Annotated in this window: 16 protein-coding genes; 8 read left to right on the top strand and 8 right to left on the bottom strand. The window is 58.4% G+C overall.

The window, feature by feature from the left end; all coding sequences use genetic code 11:
• Window positions 1-4 precede the first annotated feature (4 nt).
• The 3 genes from QZ511_RS00135 (at window position 5) to QZ511_RS00125 (ending at window position 7,967) form a co-directional block, all read left to right on the top strand.
• Complete coding sequence (locus QZ511_RS00135; protein WP_295797158.1) at window positions 5-1,801, top strand: pectate lyase; 1,797 nt, start codon at window positions 5-7, stop codon at window positions 1,799-1,801.
• Window positions 1,802-2,294: 493 nt separating this feature from the next.
• Window positions 2,295-4,847: a fibronectin type III domain-containing protein gene (locus tag QZ511_RS00130; protein ID WP_295797155.1), complete on the top strand. Its 2,553-nt coding sequence runs from the start codon at window positions 2,295-2,297 to the stop codon at window positions 4,845-4,847.
• Between the two features lie 114 nt (window positions 4,848-4,961).
• Window positions 4,962-7,967 (top strand): TonB-dependent receptor, encoded by a 3,006-nt coding sequence (locus QZ511_RS00125; protein WP_295797152.1) that lies wholly within the window; start codon window positions 4,962-4,964, stop codon window positions 7,965-7,967.
• 129 nt (window positions 7,968-8,096) lie between these two features.
• On the opposite strand, the gene QZ511_RS00120 is transcribed toward QZ511_RS00125, so the two are convergent.
• Window positions 8,097-8,378 carry a hypothetical protein gene (locus QZ511_RS00120; protein ID WP_295797149.1) on the bottom strand — a complete coding sequence of 94 codons (282 nt, stop codon included), beginning with the start codon at window positions 8,376-8,378 and terminating at the stop codon, window positions 8,097-8,099.
• Between QZ511_RS00120 and pelA the strand changes: the two genes are divergently transcribed.
• The 4 genes from pelA to QZ511_RS00100 all read left to right on the top strand — a co-directional run bounded on the left by pelA (window position 8,359) and on the right by QZ511_RS00100 (window position 13,454).
• Entirely contained in the window at window positions 8,359-9,393 is a 1,035-nt protein-coding gene (gene pelA, locus QZ511_RS00115) for a pectate lyase (protein ID WP_295797147.1), read from the top strand. The two genes, QZ511_RS00120 and pelA, sit on opposite strands and share 20 nt — an antisense overlap.
• Window positions 9,394-9,467: 74 nt before the next feature.
• Window positions 9,468-10,226, top strand: coding sequence for a rhamnogalacturonan acetylesterase (locus QZ511_RS00110; protein ID WP_295797143.1), 759 nt, complete (start codon window positions 9,468-9,470; stop codon window positions 10,224-10,226).
• Window positions 10,227-10,253: 27 nt separating this feature from the next.
• On the top strand, window positions 10,254-12,815 hold the full coding sequence (locus tag QZ511_RS00105; RefSeq protein ID WP_295797140.1) for a glycoside hydrolase family 95 protein: 2,562 nt from the start codon (window positions 10,254-10,256) through the stop codon (window positions 12,813-12,815).
• A gap of 174 nt (window positions 12,816-12,989) precedes the next feature.
• Complete coding sequence (locus QZ511_RS00100; RefSeq protein ID WP_295797136.1) at window positions 12,990-13,454, top strand: NYN domain-containing protein; 465 nt, start codon at window positions 12,990-12,992, stop codon at window positions 13,452-13,454.
• A gap of 106 nt (window positions 13,455-13,560) precedes the next feature.
• Here QZ511_RS00100 and QZ511_RS00095 read toward each other — a convergent pair whose 3' ends face one another.
• From QZ511_RS00095 to tal, 7 genes are all read right to left on the bottom strand, one after another.
• Entirely contained in the window at window positions 13,561-13,743 is a 183-nt protein-coding gene (locus QZ511_RS00095) for a hypothetical protein (protein WP_295797134.1), read from the bottom strand.
• A 168-nt stretch (window positions 13,744-13,911) separates the two neighbouring features.
• Window positions 13,912-14,829, bottom strand: a complete 918-nt coding sequence (locus QZ511_RS00090; protein ID WP_295797130.1) for a pirin family protein — start codon at window positions 14,827-14,829, stop codon at window positions 13,912-13,914.
• Window positions 14,830-14,922: 93 nt separating this feature from the next.
• Complete coding sequence (locus tag QZ511_RS00085) at window positions 14,923-15,483, bottom strand: NAD(P)H-dependent oxidoreductase (protein ID WP_295797126.1); 561 nt, start codon at window positions 15,481-15,483, stop codon at window positions 14,923-14,925.
• An 80-nt stretch (window positions 15,484-15,563) separates the two neighbouring features.
• On the bottom strand, window positions 15,564-16,586 hold the full coding sequence (locus QZ511_RS00080; RefSeq protein WP_295797123.1) for a LacI family DNA-binding transcriptional regulator: 1,023 nt from the start codon (window positions 16,584-16,586) through the stop codon (window positions 15,564-15,566).
• Between the two features lie 207 nt (window positions 16,587-16,793).
• Window positions 16,794-18,128 (bottom strand): xylose isomerase, encoded by a 1,335-nt coding sequence (gene xylA, locus QZ511_RS00075; RefSeq protein WP_295797120.1) that lies wholly within the window; start codon window positions 18,126-18,128, stop codon window positions 16,794-16,796.
• Window positions 18,129-18,154: 26 nt separating this feature from the next.
• Window positions 18,155-19,642 (bottom strand): xylulokinase, encoded by a 1,488-nt coding sequence (xylB, locus tag QZ511_RS00070; protein ID WP_295797117.1) that lies wholly within the window; start codon window positions 19,640-19,642, stop codon window positions 18,155-18,157.
• Window positions 19,639-20,616, bottom strand: a complete 978-nt coding sequence (tal, locus tag QZ511_RS00065) for a transaldolase (protein ID WP_295797373.1) — start codon at window positions 20,614-20,616, stop codon at window positions 19,639-19,641. Before tal ends, xylB begins: the two co-directional genes overlap by 4 nt.
• 598 nt (window positions 20,617-21,214) lie before the next feature.
• Here tal and QZ511_RS00060 point away from each other — a divergent pair.
• On the top strand, window positions 21,215-21,931 hold the full coding sequence (locus QZ511_RS00060) for a hypothetical protein (protein WP_295797116.1): 717 nt from the start codon (window positions 21,215-21,217) through the stop codon (window positions 21,929-21,931).
• The last annotated feature ends 113 nt before the right edge of the window (window positions 21,932-22,044 follow it).

The following is a 22,044-nucleotide window of genomic DNA, read 5'->3' as shown; positions in this document are numbered from 1 at the left end:
ACCCATGCGTAATTCATTGCAATTCCTGCTTACCCTGGCGCTATGTGCCGGCATCACCGCATGCGGCGGTGGTGGCGGTGGTGGCGATAACGGCGGCTCCGGCAGCAGTTCATCCAGCTCCTCAAGCAGTTCCAGCAGTTCCAGTAGCTCGTCGAGTTCCTCTTCATCTGGAGGCGGTTCGTCCAGCAGCTCGTCAAGTTCATCGGGCTCTTCCAGCAGCTCCGGATCCTCCTCCGGGGGCAACGAAAGTATCGACGGCGGCTTCGCCGGCTACAGCTATAACCTGACCGGCGGCGCCGGAGGCCTGGTATATACCGTTAATAACGGCGCCGACCTGCAGGACAAGCTGGACGAGGCCAAAGACGCGAGCCAGCCAATCACCCTCTACATCGATGGCACCATTACCGATTTCAACACCGGAACCGGTACCGATATCCAGATCAAGGATATGGATAACGTGTCACTGATCGGCGTGGGCGAAAACGGCGAGTTTGACGGTATTGGCCTGAACATTCGTCGCGCCAACAATATCATTGTGCAGAATATCCTGTTCCACGAAGCCTGGCCGGGGCAGGAGAAGGACAATATCAGTATCGAGGGCGATGACGACGGCTCCACCACCAGCCATATCTGGATCGACCACTGCGAGATCTACAACTCCCTGGCAGTAGACAAGAATTATTACGATGGCCTGATCGATTCCAAGAGCGGCGCACGCTATATCACGCTGTCCTATAACTATCTGCACGATGCCTGGAAAACTTCACTGCACGGCCACACGGAAAACGATACCAATCCGGATACCGACCGGCTGGTAACTTTCCACCACAACCGTTTCGAAAATCTGGAATCCCGCGTACCCCTGTACCGCCATGGCAAGGGCCACGTGTACAACAATTACTACAACCAGATCAATTCCACCGCGATCAACTCCCGCGCCGGCGCCGAGATGCTGATCGAGCACAATCTGTTCGAAAACACTCAGAACCCGGTAGTGTCGTTTTATTCCGACGTGATCGGCTACTGGAACCTGAACGGCAACGTGTTCGGCAGTGGCGTTACCTGGACCAGTGGTGGCGGTACCGATATTACCGCCCAGGATGGCGAATCCACTTCGACCTACCAGGTGCCCTACAGCTACACTCTGGATGCCACCGACGGTCTGAAAGATTACGTGATTGCCAACGCCGGTGTGGGCAAGCTGGATCAGTCCAGCCTGGACATTCCCGACCCGGTAACGCCGGAAGGTGAGGTGCCGGTGGAAGAGGAACCGACTGTGGAAGACGTGGCGCTGCCCTACGGAGAAAACTTTGCCACCGATACCGGTACCTTTTTCACCAACGCCTACCGTGACTTGTCTGGCGCTCCCGGCGATGGCACACCCATGTATCACCGGGTAACCGGCACCGCGGAAATCCAGACCGGCGCCCTCAGTCTTACCGGCAGCCGCGTCTCCATCGGCAACAGCACGCCGGCGGTCAACACCAGCGGCAGCGACAGTGCGACGACCGGCGTGTTCGACCTGAGTGTGCCCTGGCAGATCTCGTTCAAGGTGGTGAGTGTCGGCGGCGACACCGGTAAGTACTTCCAGATCTACGTGGACAACAACACCGCCTCCAGCAGCAATTCCATCTGGGGCGGCGCTTCCAAGTTCCACCAGATACTGCTCAGCGAGCTGGTAGAGGGGCAGAGTTACACCGTGACCGGCCTCACCGCCAGTGACAGCTCTTTTGTAACCCTGCGCACCGAGAGCAGCGCCACCGTGGTGGTGGACGACGTGCTTATCGAGGCCGTTGAATAAGGGTCTGTGGTTGTTATTCCCGCCCGCTGCCAGCACCTATTGGTAGCGGTGCGGTGAAGATTGGCCTGTTCACTGCGTCCTGCATTGATGGCCAGTCTTTCATCTGTCTTGTCTTCCTGTTCCCGCTTTTGACCCGCTTCGATCACCTGCAGCCGTTCGCTTTGCGCTCGGTTGGCCATTCCGGGTCAATGTGGTCTGGCCGGTTTGTGATCATTTTTACGCCACGGGGAGGGGCACCTGTCTCCGTCGCGCTGCACACAGTCGTGTAGTTTTGCTACAAAAACCCCTGTTTCGCCCAATTATTGTGCTCTTGTGTCGCGAATTTCTACACTGGTACGTCGGTCACAAATAACTTCCAGGCCAGTTGCGAGAAACGGTTGTATATGCCTAACCAATTTGGTTAGACTGCCAAACCAATAAGTATTACAAGCTGGGCCTCAGTGGTATCCAGGCTCATAAGAATAACGATCGACAATGAGAGAAAGGGGTGAGCATGAAACCTTTACGCTGGACTCAGTCCGCGCTAGCGCTCTGTATTATGGGGACCCTGACCGCCTGTGGCGGCGGTGGTGGTAGTGATGCCAATCTGGAAGGGGACGTGGTCAACACGCCGCCGCCCGCGACCGGTGGCAGCAGTTCTTCCAGTGGCGGTTCCTCCAGTGGCGGCAGCAGCGAGGGCGCCACACTGTACGAAAGCTTTGGCGATGGCTCTTTCGCCAACTTCGACGAAGCCGACACCCAGTATTTCTTCAGCCAGGAATACAAGGCGCTGAACACCAGTGACGCCAACGACACCTGGCCGTCCTTCTACTATCCCACCTGCTGTTTCTTTGCCAACGACAATCCGGCCGATGGCCCGGAAGTTGCGCTGGATCAGATGGGCCTTGTCAGCGACAACGGCAACCCCGCCATGCTGCTGAATACCGGCCGCTTCTCCGTCGGCCAGACCCGCCTGGATATCGATGACCAGGACCCGAAAAAAGACACCACTACCTCCGACGATGTCTCTACCTGGGGTGAGCTGGATCTGAGCCAGCCCTACCGAATCTCCTTCTGTGTGAAGGACTCCTCCGGTACCCGCAACATGCAGGTCTACGTGGACAACAACACCTCCGGTGAAGCCAACTCCATCTGGGGTGGTGGCAGCCAGGGCTCGCGTATTTTCAACGTGCCCGCGGGCGACCTGATTCCCGGCAAGCGTGTGCAGATCAACGTGCCCGGCGATGTGACTTACGAACAGGGCGGCGAGATCAAGGACCAGCGTCCGGGCCAGGTTGGTACCGCCAGCTCCTTCCTGCAGTTCCGCGTGGAAGGTGGCAGCTCGGTGATCTTCGACGATCTGCTGATCGAACCGCAGAGCGACGACGGCCAGGGTGACCTGCCGGAATGTACCGTGTTCCAGCCGGCGGTAGCGCCAGCGGCACCGGAAGCGCCGAGTCTGTTTGCTTCCGATGCACAGATCGCCGTGAGCTGGGCCTCGACCGTAAGCGCAACCAGCTACGACGTGGCCTACAGCACCGGCACCGACGTGGCCGCTGCGGATCTGGTTGAAGGCCTTACCGAGACCAGCACCACCCTGACCGAACTGGAAAACGGCAGTGCCTACAACGTGTGGGTACGTGCGGTGAACAATGTTGGCGCTTCCGAGTGGAGTGAACTCGCTTCCGCAACCCCGGTAGCACCGGTGGGCGACAACTGCTCTCCGACCACCAGCGTGGATCCGTCGGCGACCAACATGATCCAGTGGAATGTGTACGACGGTTGTATGCACCCGGGTGACCTGGGCGCCGTGGTTGTCGACGGCAGCTCCGCGTCCAATTTCGCATTCAGCGAGGAAGAACTGCCTTACTTCGAGGCCAGCGATCTCGGCGTTATGACCCTGGATACCATTGGCTTTGATATCAAGCCGGTAGGTGACCTGGACGACGTGATTCCCGGTGACGCCGCGACCTATCCGAAGCACTTCACCTTTATCGCCCGTATCGATACCTCTTTCGCCACCACCCAGGACAGCGTGCGCGGTTTCGAGATCGAAACGCACCTGGGTGACGGCGGCGTGGATACCCGCGGCCCGGCACGGATCAAAGCTATCTGGCGTCCGGATGGCAACAAGATCCAGCTGGACAAGTTCCTCTCCGACGACAGCACCGCGGAAGTGGACATGGATATGACCGATGGTTACCACATCTATCAGGTCAGCTTCACCGTCGACGACCCCGCTACTGCCGGCAATGAATACATCACCGCCAAGGTTTACCGCGATGGTGTGGAAGTGGGCAGCTTCACCGGTAACGGCCGCGATGGTGGCTCTTCCAGCAGCCGCATGCGTATCGGTGAAGGCTCCTCCAGCGAGTTCCACGCGAATATGGACTGGCTGGTGTGGACCGACAACGCCACTGCTGCGGGCCTGACGCCGGAGCAGCTGGTGGGCGAACTGCCGGCGGATATCGGTGAGCTGGGTGCCTATGCGGGCGCGGATGCCTCTTCAGCGTTTGAAGAAAACTTCAACGGCATCGGCCTGGTAGAAGACTCGGATACCGAGGACACCAACTTCTTCACCGCCGAGTACCGCGGTCAGTCCGGCGACGCCAGCAAGCCCATGTTCTACGTGACCAGTGGCAGCTCCCGCATTGAAGTTGCCGGCGGCACCCTGGCGCTGCACAACGCGCGCTTCTCCATCGGCGATGCGCTGCAGGGCACCGACACTGCGGATACCGATACCAGTGGCCGCGGTGACCTGGACCTGAGCAAGCCCTATGTCATCACCTTTGACGTGGTCGAAAACCCCAACACCTCCGTGGAGACCGGCAAGTGCCAGGTGTATGTGGACAACAACACGTCAAGCTCCAGCAAGTCCATGCACGGCGGCAGCTCCAAGCTGATCGAGAAGTACGCGTCCCAGCTGGCGGACGGCGACCAGCCGACCGGCACCGTGACCATCGAGAGTGATCTGGGTACGGCGAATTCCTTCTTGCAGGTGCGCTGCGACAGCGGCACCGAAGACCTGCCGGTTGTGATCGACAACTTCAAGGTGAGCTACCAGTAAGCCACGGGCGGGTCGCCGGTCGGGTGAGTATCGCGGCCGGCGACCAACAAGAATCATCGAAGCGGCCTGCAAAGGAAAATTGCGGGCCGAATAAAAAACGATGGGAGAGTCAAAATGACTTATAAGAAACAGATTCTCGCCATGGCCATCGCCATGGCAACTTCTGCCAGCCTGGTGGCCCAGGAGGCAGAAACCGAAGCGCAACAGGACAAGGCTTCCGACGTTACCGTTGAAGAAGTCTATGTGGAAGGTGTGCGCAGTGCCGACGTCAATGCCCGTGCGGCAGAGCGCGGCAAGGACAACTTCAGTTCCGTGGTTACCCAGGACGACGCGGGTAACTTCTCCGACCAGAACGTGGCCGAGCTGCTGCAGCGCATGCCCGGTATCACCCTGCAGAAAAGCGAGGGTGAAGGTAAATTCGTCAACCTGCGCGGCCTCGGCGCGGGCATGGTCAGCGTGCGCATGGACGGCGGTGCCATGGCGAACGCCGGCGGCGGTACCAACGAGACCCTGGAAGACCGCGCGTTTTCCCTCGACAGCCTGCCGTCGGACGTACTGCAGTCCATTGAGGTCAACAAGTCCCTGACCCCGGATATGGACCTGGATGCCATCGGTGGCTCCATCAACGTGAAAACCCTGTCGGCCCTGGACCGCGGCAAGAACAGCTTCAAGTTCCGCGCACAGAACTACTACCAGGACCAGTACCAGGAAAATTCCCCCAAGGTCACCCTGCAGGGCACTAACCTGTTCCTGAATGACACCATCGGTGTGGCCTATACCGGTTCTTGGGAAAACCGCAAAACCCTGGGCTACCAGACCAAGCATCACGGCAGCACCCTGCCGCAGTACGTGAGCGTTGGCGATCAGCAGATGCTGATTCCGTGGGAGTTCACCACCTTCCAGGAAAATGCCGAGCGCGAACGTATCGCCGGCCTGCTGAACGTCGAATACCAGCCGGACGACAACAGCCGCTACCACCTGAAGGTAAACCACACCAGCTATTCCGATAACGACATCGCCATGCGCGAGTACTATCGCTTCAACTGGAGCGATGGCGATGAAGACCTGATGTTCCTGGATCCGGAAAATCAGGTATTCGGTGGTGCCAGTGTCGACCTGCAGCAGCAGTTCTTTATCCAGGAGTCGGAAGTGACCACCGACACCTTCGCCCTCGGCGGTGAAAACCGTTTCGGCGACGGCTGGGAACTGGATTACGAAGTGGTGTCTTCTCGCAGTGAAAACGAAAAGCCGGACGGCCGTCGGGTGCAGTTCCGCCTGCGCGAGCTGAATGCCCTGGGTAGCTTCGGAGACGAGTTCCTCAACGGCCAGCTGATTTCCGGCCCGCAGCTGGACGAGCTGGTTGAATCCGGGCAGATCACCACTCCGGCGGTATCCGGCCCCAACGGCTACCAGTATGGCCAGGTGTCGCAGCCGAACCTGAACTACGACAACCTGTTTATGGAAGACAGCGTGCGCGAAGACCAGGTAGATCAGTTCTCCCTGAACCTGCGCCACGACTGGGATTCCGGCATGGTCAACTACGTGAAGACCGGGGTTAAGGTCAATCAGCGCACCCGCAGCAACGACAAGAACCGGGCCAGCATCGTGCCGTTCGACAAGGCGGTGGCAGGCTGTGCCGGTGATCTGGACTGTATCGCCATGGCCGGTTCCCGCCTGGGTGACTTCGCCACCTATGTACCGGAAAACCCCAACTTCGACCACGCGGTAATTACCCGTGCCGAAGCAGAGCGCCTGATCGAAGCCACCCGTGCCATCGGCGACAACTACGACCCGGATCAGAAAGAAATCGACTCCACCAAGCTCGATTACGAACTGTCCGAGGATACCGCCGCGGCCTACCTGATGGCGGAATTCCAGGTGCTGCCGGATGCGACGCTGATTGCCGGTGCCCGTTACGCGCAGACCGAGTTTGCGTCTACCGGTTACATGGCCCTGCGCAACGACCGCAACGAACAGAGCGAAGGCCTGGAGTCACTGGATATCGCGCTGCCACTGGGTGAAACCGGAAACGAGTACGATGCCTTCCTGCCGGCACTGCACTATCGCCACGACCTGGGCGATAACCTGCTGGCGCGCGCCTCTATCTGGACCAGCTTCTCCCGTCCGGACTTTGGTAAAAGCCGCGGTTTCTTTGAAGTGACCGACCGGGTGGTGTTCTGTAATACCGATCCGGACTACACCGGCGAAGAAGTCTGCTCCGATGACCCGAGCAAAATCGGCGCAACCCGCGGCGGTGATTTCGAGTATCAGGCTGAATTCTTCGAAATGTCACCGGACAATACCGTGCGTATCGGTAACCCGGCATTGGATCCGATGCGGGCCACCAACTTCGACCTGTCGCTGTCCTGGTACGGCGAAGACACCTTCCTGCAGGGTGCCTTGTTCTACAAGGACATCACCGACTTTATCGTCGATGCCAACGGCGTGAAGGTGAATATCGCCACGGATCTGCCATTTGTGTTGCCGATCGATCAGGTAACCATGTTCAAGATCCCGGGTGACACCGTACTCACCAACGTGAATACCTACCTGAACGGTGAGTCTGCAGAAGTCTACGGTGTCGAGCTGAGCTACAGCCAATACTTCGACGGCCGTTGGGAAGACCACAATATTGGTCGCTGGCTGGACAATATCTTCATCCAGTCCAACCTGACCCTGCAGAGCAGTGAAGGTAATGTGGGTGACTCCGTGCGCGTTGATTCCATTCAGCTGCCGGAGACTGCAGATACCGCAGCCAACCTGACCGTGGGCTGGGAAAACGATGACTTCTCCCTGCGCTTTATCGCCAACTACACCAGTGAGATCCTGAAGCAGATCGGTGGTTGTACCGCGGAAGACAAGGCGGCGGATGCGGAACTCGGCTATGCCAAGAACTGCCGTGCCTGGGGCGATATGTACCAGGATGAGTCGATGACTTTCGATGTGAAGGCGACCTACCGGGTAACGGATGCGGTGCGCGTTTACTTCGATGCGGTAAATGTCAGCGACAGCGTCGACCAGTACTACTTTGCCGGCAATGACGATGCTGGCGGTCATATTCTCTACAACGTGGAGCAGTACGGTCCGGCCTACCAGCTTGGCCTGACGGTAGATTTCTAAACAAGGTTTCCTCTTTTGCCATTTTTGCCCCGCTCCGCGGGGCTTTTTTGGCTTAAGGGGGCGTATAAAAAATAATTGCTCGATAAAAATGGGAGCCTGCCGGCCATCAGCGCCAGGGCGGGTGTACATCTAGCTCCTGAAAATAGGTAAATCCATGCAATACAAGCTCTTACCCGGTCTGGCCGCAATGGCGATGTCAGTATTGTTGACCGCTTGCGGTGGCGGCGGCTCGCCGGAAACGATTCCGCCGGTAAACGGCAGCTCCTCGAGCTCCAGTTCATCGTCAAGCTCTTCCAGCAGTTCGTCCTCCGGAGGTGGCTCAAGCTCTTCTAGCAGCAGCTCTTCCTCCGGTGGTTCCAGCTCCTCCTCCTCCGGTGGTGGCGAGGCCCCGATGTTGTCACAGTCTGGCAACCCGATTTACGGCGAGCTGGACAATTATAAATCCTGGCTCGGCAGCAGCCTGGACGCCGACACGACCCGCGCCGACAACATAATTACTTGGCAGCTGGAGCACGGCGGTTTTTATAAAAACGGTGAGTCCACTTACGACGCGCCCTGGAATGGCAGCGATGCGCGCTCCGGCTGGACCGGGTCTGGCGGTGTAGAGCTCGGAACCATCGACAACGATGCGACCGTCACCGAGTTGATGTTCTTGGCGGATGTCTACCAGCGCTCCGGCGACACCAAGTATCGCGACGCCGCGAGCGACGCGCTGGAATTCCTGCTGACCATGCAGTATGCAAGTGGCGGCTGGCCCCAGGTCTACCCCGCGCGCGCCGGCACCACCTATTCCAACCATGTCACCTTTAACGACGGTGCCATGGCCCGTGTGCTGATTCTGCTGGATCACGCCGTGCAGCAGAAAGCGCCGCTGGATGGCGACCTGTTCACCGATGACCAGCGCGCGCGTATGGAGGCCGCCATCGCCGGCGGTGTCGAGTTTATTCTCAAGGCTCAGATCGTGCAGGCCGATGCCAAGACCGTCTGGTGTGCCCAGCACGACCCGGAGACCTACGAGCCGCGCGGTGCACGCGACTACGAGCTGCCATCGAAAAGTGGTAAGGAATCCATGCTGGTGACCGCATTCCTGATGTCGCGGCCACAGACTGCCGAAGTGGAAGATGCCGTGCGCTCTGCGCTCGCCTGGTACCGCAGCCCGGTGGTGCAGGAGGCGGATACCGCCTACGTGAAGCGCCCCAGCGGCAGCAGCGACGATACCTGGAATCCGATTCAGGCTAAATCCGGCAGCACTATGTGGTACCGCTTCTACGACCTGCAACAGGATGTCGGCTTCTTCGCCGACCGCTCCGGTATCAAGCAATACGACATCATGGCCATCGACGCCGAGCGTCGCTATGGCTACGAGTGGGGTGGGAACTACGGAAGTGAATTGATTGCCTATGCGGATAGCGTGGGTTACTTCTAAACACATCGATTAAAGATGGAGAGCCCTCGCATCCGCGAATGGCGTGCGGGGCTCTGCCAATAGAGGTAAATAGAGTGAAAAAAATTTTTCTTTACTTCGCACTATTACTCCCTGTCACTGGCAACGCCGAAACCGTGTATATGGCCGGCGACTCCACCATGGCTATAAAGCCGGAGATGAGTTTTCCGGAGAATGGTTGGGGAATGCCGTTCGCGCGATTTTTTGATGAGAGTGTCACGGTGGAAAACCGTGCGATGAATGGTCGAAGCACCCGCACGTTTATCGAGGAGGGGCGCTGGGACAGCATCGAGAAGGCTTTGCAGCCGGGCGACTTCGTCATCATCCAGTTCGGGCATAATGACGCGTCGGAAAGCAAGAAAGATCGCTATACCCCGCCGGACCAGTACAAGGCCAATCTGTCACGCTTTATACGTGAAACCCGTGCCAGAGGCGCGCACCCGTTATTGATGAGTCCCATTACCCGGCGTTACTTCAATGATGATGGCACCATCAAACAGACGCACGCCAAGTATGCGCCTCTGAGCCGCGAAGTGGCGAAAGCAGAGAAAGTGGATTTCATTGACATGGAAGTTGTTACCCGCGAGCACTTTCAGCAGCAGGGTGATGAGAATTCCGCGCTACGATTTCTGCACATCAAACCCGACACCCATCCCAACTACCCGAATGGTGTGCGCGATGATACGCATCTGAATCAATTGGGAGCCAGGGAGGTCGCGCAGATTGCCCTGAGAGAAATGAAAAAAATTGGTCACCCGCTGATAGAAAAACTGCGGACGCCCAGGCCTAAGCACTTGACGTTCAGCTACGAGTAAATTCAGACGAGACTGGGGTTCTGCATTGTGGTTATTGCCATTCAACCAATTAAAACTAAGTTCTGGCATGTCGCCCTGATCTGTGGCCTCGGAGCAGTGCTGTCGGTGGCATGCCTGGCCAGTGCGCAGCAAGTACGAGACCTGAATAGCCAGCCCCTAACTCTCTGGTACGACCAGCCAGCGGACAACTGGAATCAGGCGTTGCCGGTGGGGAATGGCCGCCTTGGCGCGATGGTCTATGGTGGCACCGCCCGTGAGACGTTGCAGTTAAACGAAGATACGGTCTGGGCCGGGGGGCCGAATAATAATGTAAACCCGGATATTGCCCCACATATCGGGCGAGTGAATGAGGCTCTTTTTAAGGGCGAATTTACCGATGCACAGCGGCTCGCCAACAAGCATTTACATTCCAAAACCAACAACGGCATGCCTTACCAGACTTTGGGCAGCCTGTTTCTGGACTTTCCCGGTCACGAAAACGTCCACGATTACCGCCGACAGCTCGATATAGGCAATGCCCTGGCAAATGTCTCGTATCGTGTAGAGGACGTTGTATATTCAAGAGAGGTCTTTGCCTCCCTTACCGATCCGGTTGTGGTTGTGCGCCTGACTGCCGATAATCCGGGACAGATTAGTCTCGATTTATCCTTTGACAGCCCCCAGCAGCACCATGTTGAGGTCGATGGGGAGCGGTTGCTGGTGCGCGGACGCGGCGGAGATCATGAGGGGCTGGAAGGGAAGATCCGCTACAGTACTATCGTGCGCCCTGAGTTGAATGGCGGTAGCCTGAAGACGGAGGGAGATACTCTCAGCATTCGCGGCGCAGATGCTGTAACCCTGTTCATTGCTACGGGTACAAACTTCAACAGTTATCGCGATGTCAGTGGTGATGATCTACAGCGCGCCGAAGAACAGCTTGAGTCCGTGGTGGGGAAAAGCTACCCGGCGTTGAAACGTGCACATACGGGTTTTTATCACGGACAGTTTCGGCGTGTTGCGCTGGACCTTGGTAATACCCCAAACAGCACACTGCCCACTGATGTACGTGTAAAGCGGTTTTCCCGCGATGGCGACCCGGCACTGGCGGCGCTGTACTTTCAATTCGGGCGCTATCTATTGATCTCGAGCTCTCAGCCCGGCACCCAGCCCGCCAATCTGCAAGGGATCTGGAATCCTCACGTCAGCCCGCCCTGGGAAAGCAAGTACACGGTCAATATCAACACCGAAATGAATTATTGGCCAGTGGAAGTGACCAATCTGTCCGAACTACACCAGCCGCTATTCTCCATGCTGAAGGATCTATCGGAGACAGGGCGTGAAAGTGCGAGCAAAATCTACAATGCTCGCGGATGGATGATGCATCACAACACGGATATCTGGCGTATTACCGGACAGGTTGACCCCGCCTTTTACGGTCAGTGGCAGGGCGGTGGTGCCTGGTTGAGCCAGCATATCTGGCAGCACTACCTGTATACCGGTGACAGAGCTTTTTTACAGGAATACTATCCGGTGCTCCGCGGGGCCGCGCTCTTTTTTGCCGATAGCCTGCAGCGCGAGCCGGAGACCGGCTGGTTGGTCGTGGCACCTTCCAATTCCCCGGAAAACGCATACCGGACTTCTGGTGAACTCCGTGTTTCGGTATCCGCAGGGACGACGATGGATACCCAGCTTGTCTACGACCTTTTCTCTGCCGTGATCAATGCGGCGGAGATCCTTGAAGTCGATACAGAGTTTGCCGAGGCAATTTCCCACAAGCGCGACCAGCTAATGCCTATGCAGATCGGAAGACTCGGGCAATTGCAGGAGTGGCTTTGGGATTGGGACAATCCGGAGGACCACCATCGCCATGTTTCCCATCTATATGGCGTTTACCCGAGCAACCAGATTTCCCCGTACCGTACTCCCAAGTTGTTTTCTGCCGCGAGAACTTCGTTGGAATACCGTGGTGATATTTCTACAGGATGGTCCATGGGCTGGAAGGTTAACCTCTGGGCGCGCTTTCTTGATGGTAACCGCGCGTACAAGCTACTGGAGGATCAGCTGACCCTGGTCGAGGACACTGGCAAGGAGATTTCCGAGCACGGAGGCACTTATGCCAATCTGTTCGACGCCCACCCCCCTTTCCAGATTGATGGTAATTTCGGTGTTACCACCGGTATTGCGGAAATGCTGATGCAGAGTCATGACGGTGCCATACAGCTGTTGCCTGCACTTCCGGACGCCTGGCCCCAGGGCAGCGTTAAAGGACTGGTTGCCCGGGGTGGATTCGTTGTCGATATGAGCTGGAAAGACGGGGTGATAAAAAGCCTGACGGTGACTTCCCGTCTGGGTGGAAATTGTCGCTTGCGGTTGCCATCATCCATTACGGCGCACGGGGACGAGGATTTGCACCCAGTGAATCGGGATAGTGTCAATCCAAACGTCTTCTTTGCGTTGCCAGAACGCGGAAAACCGAGAATCTCCCCGGAGGCTAATATAGGTCAGCTTTCACTGCCTCACGTTCAAGATTTTGAGTTCTCCACGCGCCCGGGTGAAAGCTATCGATTCAACTTTTCCGATGTCGTCCTTTCCGGGAGCAGCAGGTTGTGAATCTTTCACTCGTGGTGGCTGGGGCGGTAGGGCTATTGCGGTTAGCAACCTGAAAACATCGTGAGCGTCCTGCCTTAGGGTGCTGCTCTACGTGCGCCGCTCCAGGTCGGGTACAATCGAGCGCTCTACCAATACGCTCTGATCCCGGGATGGTGCACCATTACAAATGTCCTTTTGCTGGTAGACGTGCAGAACGTCTACTACACAACCCGACACGCCTTCAGCCGTAATTTCGACTACAACAGGTTCTGGGCGCAGGCTACGTCTGGCAGACAAGTGGTAAAGGCCATTGCCTACGCGGTGGATCGTGGTGACCAGAAGCAGAAGGAGTTTCAGAATATCCTGCGGGCGATTGGGTTTGAGGTAAAGCTGAAACCCTTCATCCAGCGCTCCGATGGCTCTGCAAAGGGCGACTGGGATGTTGGAATCACCATGGATGCGCTGGAGTACGCGCCCGAGGCAGATGTTGTGGTTCTGGTCTCTGGCGACGGGGATTTCTCCATACTTGTGGATAAGTTGCGTGTGGAGAAAGACAAGCGCGTGGAGGTTTATGGTGTCCAATCACTGACCGCCAATTCGCTGATCACCGCGGCCAGCAGGTTCTACCCCATAGAGCCTGACTTGTTGCTGGGCAAGTAGATCGATACGAAAACCTGTGACCGACAAGTCCACGATCTGGCGGTAAGCGTTGTTGCAGCTGGAGGAAGGCTATCTAAAAAATTGCCTTCCTTTAGGTGTCGACCAGTCAGTTGTAGCCAATTACGAAACAGCGTTCCAGTTCTTCGGGGGGGCTCACATCCACGCTGGGGTGGGCCTCAACCGGGTGGCCGTGCCGGCGGTGTTTGGTGGAAGTCTGCTTCGAGGGCTCGGCCAGTTGCACCGGGCGGGGGGAATGGGACTGTTTTTTTGCCGGTAACTGCGTGTTCATGACCGGTACGGCTCTCCTGGGATCGCGAGTGCGCACTCGCACACTCCTTGATTACTCCTTTTAACTGTAGTGTAAATCCACACCGCGCAGCGGCATTTTGCGCGCGCCGCAAGCGGGAAATTTATTACCGTGCGCGGTGTGTGAAAAAGCCGGCAGAAACGCGCTACTTCAGCCGCCGGGGTAGGGAATAAATTCTTCGCTATCTCCCGGTACCCGGTCAAAACGCCCCGCCTTCCAGTCCTCGATCGCCTGCGCAATGCGGCTCTTGTGGCTGGAGACAAAATTCCAGTCAATAAAGCGCTGCCCCAGCTGTTCGCCGCCAATAATTGCAATGCGGCTATCCTCGGCGGCTTCGACGACTACCCCCGGTTGGGGATGGAATACCGCCAGCGCATGTTCGCGGATTTCGCTCCCGGCTGCCCGCAGCGCACCGGAGGCGACATATACCGCGCGCTCATCGACGTCCGGCAGGGTGAGGGTTTGCCCGGCACTCAGGTGGGCTTCCACATAGAGTGTCTCCGCAAAGGTCTTTACCGGCGAGGTACAGCCGTAGGCGCTGCCCATCATTATCCGCAGCGATACCCCGTCGACCGAGGCAGTGGGAATCTCTGCCGCGGGATAGTGATGGAAGGCCGGCGCCAGCTCCTCATCCGCTTGCGGCAGTGCCAGCCACAGCTGCAGCCCGTGCAGTCGGTGGTCGCTGTTGCGCACCTCCGGGGTTTCCCGCTCAGAGTGGACTATGCCGCGCCCCGCCAGCATCAGGTTGATATCCCCGGGGCGGATCGCCTGCAGGCTGCCGAGGGAATCCCGGTGGAGTATTTCTCCCTCGAACAGGTAGGTGACGGTGGCGATGCCGATATGGGGGTGCGGGCGCACATCGATGCCCTCGCCGGCGGGAAAGTCCGCCGGTCCCATATGGTCGAAAAAGATCCAGGGGCCCACCATTTTGCGCTCGCGGGTGGGCAGTGCGCGGCGCACGGAAAAGCCGCCCAGCTCCTTGCGGCGCGGTTCGATGATGATATCGATGGCACCGCAGCCGACGTCCACTTCACATGGCAGTACCACATCTGCAACCAGGTTGCTCATGGTGATATTCCTGTAAGGAAATTGTTGTTTTTGAACTTGCTGTTTGGAAGTTTATGTTTGGAAATTTATGTTTCGATATTTGTATTTCGAGGCTCAGCGCTGCAATCGCCTGGCCCATCGCTCCAGTGAGGTGACCAGATTGCCGATATGTGCGCGGGTATCCTCGTCACCGAGCCTGCCATCGCCGTCGAATTTTGTGTGCGCCGAGGCAATCATCACTTCCGGCTTGTTCACGAAATGCGCGTCCAGGTAGATCAGGATCCGGCGCAGGTCATACTGTGCCCGCGCGCCCCCGAACAGGCTCATACTTGCGCTCATCACGGCCACCGGTTTGTCGGCGAACGGCTGTGGGTCGAGCCGTGACAGCCAGTCGATGGCGTTCTTGAGTACGCCGGATACCGAGTAGTTGTATTCCGGGGTCGCGAACAGGATGGCATCCGCCGCCAGAATCTGCTGGCTGAGCGTGGCTACCGGAGCGGGTATCTCCCGGTCCTTCAGATCCTGGTCGTACAGGGGAATCTGTGACAGGTCGCCGAAGGTGAAGTCTGCGGTGTCTCCAGCCAGTTCGGCGGCAGTGCGCAGGGCTGCGGAATTGAAGGAATCCTTGCGCAGGCTGCCGCTGATACCGAGAATTTTGAGTGCCGCTGCGGGCATGGGCGCTACCTCGAAGTCTGTGGAAAACTTTCAAGATAGCAGGCGCTCGGTGCTAGCGAAGGCGGTTTGGGCGCGCGGGACTATCGACCGGAAATCTTTGCGGTGCTGTTGCGCACGATCAACTTGTGGGGCACGGTTTCCGGCCCGCGCTCGTCGCTGTTGCCGTCGATGATCTGGCACAGGCGGCGCATACTGCGTTCACCGATTTCCTCTGCGGGCTGGGCGATGGTGGTCAGCGGCGGATCGGTGATTTCCGCATAGCGGATATCGTCGAAACCAATCACGGAAATATCCTGGGGCACCTTGAGTCCGGCGCTTTTGATTTCGTGCAGGGCGCCCAGGGCCATTTCGTCGTTGGCGCAGAAGATTGCGCTGGGCCTCTGTTGCAGCTGCAGCAACTGGCGGGTGGCGCGGCGGGCGCCGTCGATGGTCTGCTCTCCTTCCACTACCCAGTCCTCGGCTATTTCCAGGCCGGCCGCGCCCATGGCATTGCGGTAGCCCTGCTCCCGGTCATGGGTCAGCAGCGAGTCCCGCTTGCCGGCGATAAAGGCGATGCGCTGGTGCCCCAGCTGGATCAGGTAATCGGTACCCTCTGCCGCCGCCGCGACATTGTCGACCCGCACGCTGGGGAAGCGGATTAGCTCTCTGGTCACGCTCTCCAACCCGAGTACCAGCGGCGGATGGGTTTTGCCGCGGCTGCCGCGCTGGGCTTCGGGTTCGCTGAATGGCGAGATACTGGCGAGCAGCAGAATGCCGTCCGCCTGTTTGGAAAACACCAGGTCGGTGTACTCGTCGAATTCGTGGGAGTTTGACTGGGTATCGCGGATCAGGATGCTGTACCCGAGTTCATCCGCAACCTTCCACACACCGCGCATCACACTCTCGAGAAACGGGTCGCCGATACTGGGCAGTACCACCACGATCAGGCTGGTCTTGCCGCGGCGGAAATTCCGCGCAAGCGCATTGGGTGCGTAACCGATCTTGTCGATTGCCGCCTGTACCTTGTCGCGGGTTTTTTCCTTTACCTGTTCCGGGCTATTCAGGTAGCGGGAAACCGTGGCGGTAGAGACACCCGCGAGTTTGGCGACTTGCTTGATGGACACCGTTCATCCTGTGCTTGGGTACTATTTGGGTACTAGAAAAGGCGACCACGGCAGCGGCGGGCGCGGAAAAACGCATGTTACCGCTTACGCGGTGAAATTGATATCTGGCGCCGGATACAAAAAAGGCCTGCATTTGCAGGCCCAAGAGTGTCATCTGACGTGGGTGAACATCAATCAGCTGAGTGTCACCAGGGTTGATAGTGATACTCAGATGTACTGATTGATCAGGTTCTCATAGAGTTCCTGCTTGCCGCTGGCGGGGCGCGGTTCGCCATTTTCGGCGGCCAGGTTGCGCAGGTCTGCCAGGCTCAGCTTACCTTCGGTAAACGCCTTGCCGTTGCCCTCGCTGAAGCTGGCGTAACGCTGTTCCTTCCAGCTCTGGTAGGGGGACTCGGTGAGAATTTTGTGGGCGATTTCAAGGCCGCGGGCAAAGGTGTCCATGCCGCCGATATGGCCGAGGAAAATGTCTTCCATATCGATGGACTCGCGACGTACCTTGGCGTCGAAGTTGAGGCCGCCGGTTTTGAAGCCGCCATCTGCCAGTACCACCATCATGCCGTGTACCGCATCGTAGATATCGGTGGGGAACTGGTCGGTGTCCCAGCCGTTCTGGTAGTCGCCGCGGTTGGCGTCGATGGAGCCCAGCATGCCGGCATCGGTACACATCTGCAGTTCGTGGGCAAAGGTGTGGCCGGCGAGGGTGGCGTGGTTGGCTTCGATATTGAGTTTGAAATCCTGTTCCAGGCCGAAGTGGCGCAGGAAGCCGATCACGGTCTGGGCGTCGAAGTCGTACTGGTGCTTGGTGGGTTCCATGGGCTTCGGCTCGATCAGGAAGGTGCCCTTGAAACCGATAGAGCGACCGTAGTCCCGCGCCATGGTGAGGAAGCGCGCGAGGTTTTCCTGCTCGAGCCTGGTATTGGCATTTTGCAGGCTGATATAGCCCTCGCGGCCGCCCCAGAACACGTAGTTTTCACCACCCAGTGCCACGGTGGCATCCAGCGCAGCTTTGACCTGGCTCGCCGCGTAGGCCACCACGTTGAAGTCCGGGTTGGTGGCGGCACCGTTCATGTAGCGCGGGTTGGAGAACATATTGGCGGTGCCCCACAGCAGTTTCATGCCGGAGGCTTTCTGGCGCTCTGCGGCCAGCTCGACCATTTTCGCCAGGTTGCTCTCGGTTTCCGCGACGGTGTTGCCTTCCGGAGACATGTCCACATCGTGGAAGCAGTAATAGGGTACGCCCAGTTTGGTGGCGAACTCGAATACCGCGTCCATCCGCTGTTGTGCGGCGGTCATGGCATCGGGTGCGTCGTCCCAGGCAAAGGTCTGGGTGTCGCGGCCGAAGGGGTCGGATCCCTTGCCACAGAAGGTGTGCCAGTAGCACACCGCGTAGCGCAGGTGCTCTTCCATGGTCTTGCCGCCGATGACCTTGTTGGCATCGTAGAACTTGAATGCCAGCGGGTTATCGGACTCGCGGCCCTCAAATTTGATCTGGCCGATTTCGGGGAAGTATTCCTTGTCGCCGATAAAAAGATTTCTGCTCATAATTCTCTCCAGAATTTTCTGAATATTTATTGAATTTGCGGATACTGCTGGCTGAGCAGATCCAGAAAGTTTTGATACAGCGCTTGATACGCCGTTACGTTTTCGGCGATTGGTGTGCAGCCCATGGCCTCGTCCACCGCCAGGTGTTCATCTATCAGTGTTGCCAGGTCGTCGCCGCCGCTGGCCCACAGCACCTGCATGGCGGCGCCGAACGCGGCGCCTTCCTGTTGTGCCGGTACTTCCACCGGCAGGTTGAAAATGTCCGCGACCATCTGCCGCCAGTGCGGGCTTTTGGCCCCGCCGCCGGTGAGGCGGATGGCAGTGAATTGCTGGCCGGCGCGGGCAAAGGCATCGAGGCCGCGGCGCAGGGTAAACGTGGCCCCTTCCATGGCCGCGCGATACAGGTTCTCCGCGATCATGTTGGTGTCGCTGATGCCGTGCAGGCTGGCGCGGGCGTGGGGCAGGTTGGGAATGCGTTCGCCGTTATAGAACGGCAGTGCCTGCAGGCCGCCGGCACCGGGTTTGGATTCGGCCAGCAGTTGTTCGCACTCCTCGATGGACTTGCCCAGCGCCTTGCGCGTGCGTTCCGTGGCCACGGTGCAGTTCATGGTGCACAGCAGCGGCAGCCAGCCGCCGGAAGAGGAACAGAACGCCGCCAGGTCACCGTCGGGGTCAATCGCGGGGCTGCCGCTGTGGGCAAACAGGGTGCCGGATGTGCCCAGGCTCAGGGTCAGCACACCGGGGGAGACCGAACCGGTGCCGAAGGCGGCCATCATATTGTCACCACCGCCGGTGGATACCTTGATGCCCGAGGGCAGTCCGAATTGTTCTGCCACCTGTGGGCTCAGGGGGACGGTGGCGTTTGCCTCCAGTAGCGGTGGCAACAGGGGCAGCAGATCGCGCTCGGGGTCGATGGCCGCGAGCATTTCGCGATCGTATTCCCGGCGCAGGATATTCAGGTAACCGGTACCGGAAGCATCCCCGAATTCGGTGAAGATTTTCCCGGTGAGATGGAAATTAAGGTAATCGTGTGGCAGCAGAATATGCGCGAGCGCCGCGTAGGCCTCGGGATTATTTTTCTTCAACCACAATACCTTGGATGCGGTGTAGCCGGGCATGATCGGGTTGCCCACCGCGTCGATACAGCGCGCTTGTGCATTTTCATTGCCGCCAAAGCGCGCGGTGATTTCCTCGCACTCGGCAATGGTGCTGGTATCGCACCACAGTTTCACCGGCGCCAGTACCTCGCCGGCTTTGTTCAGCGGGACAAAGCCGTGTTGCTGGCCGGAGACCCCGATACCGCGCACGCGGGATTTGATCTGTGTGGGCAGTTGCTCCATGCACTGGTGCAGGGCATCCAGCCACCACTGGGCGATCTGTTCGCGGCTGCCGTCGTCGCGGCTGATCAGCTCCAGCGGTGCCGCGCTCACATGCAGGATTTCCTTGCGCTCGGCATCGTAGGCCAGCAGTTTCAGGCTCTGGGTGCCGGCATCAATGCCGAGGTACACGCTCATTGCATCACCTCCGCAACACACTTGCTGCGCGCCGCGAGCTGTTGCTCCAGCGCGATCTGGTCCACCACAAACTTGCGGATGCCCTCGCCGAGTTTCTCGTGGGCCATGGCATCGTCGTTGTGCTGGAAGCGGAATTCGCTTTCGCGGATGGGCGCCGAGGATTCGCCGGTGCGGGCCGCCGGTGTCAGTGCCCGCGGCAGATCGCCGCTGTCATCTGCCAGCTGTGCCAGCAGGTCGGGGCTGATGGTGAGGCTGTCGCAGCCGGCCAGCGCCTCGATCTGTCCGGTATTGCGGAAACTGGCGCCCATCACCGTGGTGTCATAACCGTTTGCTTTGTAGAAGTCGTAGATGCGCCGTACCGACTGTACGCCGGGATCGTCTGCGGGGGCATACGCCGTGGCGTCGGTATTCTGCAGATACCAGTCGAGGATGCGGCCCACAAACGGCGAGATCAGGGTGACACCGGCATCGGCACAGGCGCGGGCCTGGGCGAAGCTGAACAGCAGGGTCAGGTTGCAGTGGATGCCCTCGCGCTCGAGGATTTCAGCGGCCTTGATGCCTTCCCAGGTGGAGGCAATCTTGATCAGTACCCGCTCCGGCGCCACGTCCATTTGCGCGTACAGGTCCATCAGCCGCCGCGCCCGTTCCAGGGTGGCAGCGGTGTCGAAGGACAGGCGTGCATCCACCTCGGTGGAGATGCGTCCCGGGACTATCTGCAGGATTTCGTTGCCGATCCTGGCGGCGATGCGGTCGACGCACAGTGCGGTCTGTTCGCTGCTGCTGCCGCCCTGGCTGGCGGCCCAGGCGATGGCCTGGTCGATCAGCGCCTGGTATTCCGGCTGCTGTGCCGCTTTCAACAGCAGGGAGGGGTTGGTGGTGGCATCCAGCGGGGTGAACTGGCGGATGGCGTTGATATCGCCGGTATCCGCAACCACAGCGGTCATTGCCCGCAGCTGACTGAGCTTGTCCATGATTGTTATCGCTATCCCATCTATCGCTTTGCCGCTTCCCGGATCTGGTGTGGCAGCAAAATGTAAACGTTTTCATTTTGTGACTAGTGTGCCCCAGTCCTGTCGGGAATACCAGTGGCTGGTAGCGGGAGTTTTCTGAATTGTCAGTCGATTATGTTTATCAGTTGTTGTGTATTGATAGATTTATGTTATCTGTCCGAGAGAAACATTTGATTTCAACGTTGGCTGGATCATCCCTATCTTTACCCCCGTAGCAACAATCTGTCAGGGAGAAATGTGATGACCAAACATGAAGCCACGCCCCGGGTAACCGGTGAGATCGAATGCAACTACTCAAACAACTATTACGGTGATCAGGTATGTGTACTGAAAAAGCAGTGACCACCATGGTGACAGCCGTGCTGCTCAAGGCGTTGAGTGCGCGGGTGGGTCAGGCAGAGGTCGATTGAGATTGGGCTGGCTGGTGGGCTGTTAAAGCCGCGGCCAGATGAACGTTGAATAATCAGTCATGGCGGCCATGTGTTAAATTGTCCGGATCGGCGCCGGTGCCGGGAATCCCCGATACCGGCGTTTTCCTGTGGAACAGCCTGACGATCTGAATATGAAGTTACGCCACCTCTATGCCGCGGCAATAGCCGCTCTCATGGTCCTCCTCTCCGCCTGTTCCGGGCCGGAATCCCCGCAGGAGGTTTCCGCGGCATTCTGGGATGCGGCGGTACGCGACGACAGGTCCGACGTCGTCCGCTATTCCACCCTCGACAGCCCCGAGCGCTATGACGCATTTGCAACGGACTGGGGTAGCTATCAGCCGAAGTGGGGGCGGGTGATCATCGACGGCAATGAGGCCAGTGTGGCGTCCCAGCTGTCCAGCCCGGAGGGCGCGCGCACGCGCTCTTTCACCACCTATCTGGTACAACGGGATGGCGTGTGGCTGGTGGATTACCAGCGCACCGGGATGAGTTTAAAGGGCGGCGTATTCGGCGACCTGTTGAGCAAATTCGATCTGTTCAGCAAAGATCTGTCGCAAGAGTTCGAGCGCTCGGCGGACGAGGCCGGGGTGCAGATGGACCAGATGCTCGACGAGCTGGAGCATGCCGGCAAAGAAATGAGCGAGCAGGCGTCAGAGGCCCTGGAGAAGTATTCCCAGGAGCTGCAGCGGACCATGCAGGAGCTGGACGAGTCCATGCAGCGGGCGCTGGAAGAAAGTGAGCAAGAGCGCAGGGAAGAGCGCAGGGAAGAGCGCGAGAAAGAATTGCAGGAGAAAGGTTCGCGGGAGGAAATTCCGTCAGAGCCGAAATCCGAGCCAATTTTTATCTGACTTTTTAAATATAAAAATAAGAATGTAATCACAAAATGTGATGACCTACGGCGCCTGCTTCAGTTTTACGAGCGGGCTGCCGGTTCACAGTTGGCTAGGCTTTTTGCTGGGTT

Origin of the sequence: uncultured Microbulbifer sp. (genome assembly GCF_913055755.1) — a bacterium.
Taxonomy (GTDB): domain Bacteria; phylum Pseudomonadota; class Gammaproteobacteria; order Pseudomonadales; family Cellvibrionaceae; genus Microbulbifer.
The sequence above is the reverse complement of the archived record's forward strand: the minus strand, read 5'-3'. Positions and strand labels throughout refer to the sequence as shown.

Excerpts from the sequence above, each read along its gene's own strand:
- QZ511_RS00060 (WP_295797116.1), top strand. The coding sequence starts at position 21,215 with ATGAAGTTACGCCACCTCTATGCCGCGGCAATAGCCGCTCTCATGGTC.
- QZ511_RS00095 (WP_295797134.1), bottom strand. The coding sequence starts at position 13,743 with ATGAACACGCAGTTACCGGCAAAAAAACAGTCCCATTCCCCCCGCCCG.
- QZ511_RS00085 (WP_295797126.1), bottom strand. The coding sequence starts at position 15,483 with ATGCCCGCAGCGGCACTCAAAATTCTCGGTATCAGCGGCAGCCTGCGC.
- QZ511_RS00135 (WP_295797158.1), top strand. The coding sequence starts at position 5 with ATGCGTAATTCATTGCAATTCCTGCTTACCCTGGCGCTATGTGCCGGC.
- pelA (WP_295797147.1), top strand. The coding sequence starts at position 8,359 with ATGTTGTCACAGTCTGGCAACCCGATTTACGGCGAGCTGGACAATTAT.
- QZ511_RS00125 (WP_295797152.1), top strand. The coding sequence starts at position 4,962 with ATGACTTATAAGAAACAGATTCTCGCCATGGCCATCGCCATGGCAACT.
- xylB (WP_295797117.1), bottom strand. The coding sequence starts at position 19,642 with ATGAGCGTGTACCTCGGCATTGATGCCGGCACCCAGAGCCTGAAACTG.
- QZ511_RS00090 (WP_295797130.1), bottom strand. The coding sequence starts at position 14,829 with ATGAGCAACCTGGTTGCAGATGTGGTACTGCCATGTGAAGTGGACGTC.
- xylA (WP_295797120.1), bottom strand. The coding sequence starts at position 18,128 with ATGAGCAGAAATCTTTTTATCGGCGACAAGGAATACTTCCCCGAAATC.
- QZ511_RS00130 (WP_295797155.1), top strand. The coding sequence starts at position 2,295 with ATGAAACCTTTACGCTGGACTCAGTCCGCGCTAGCGCTCTGTATTATG.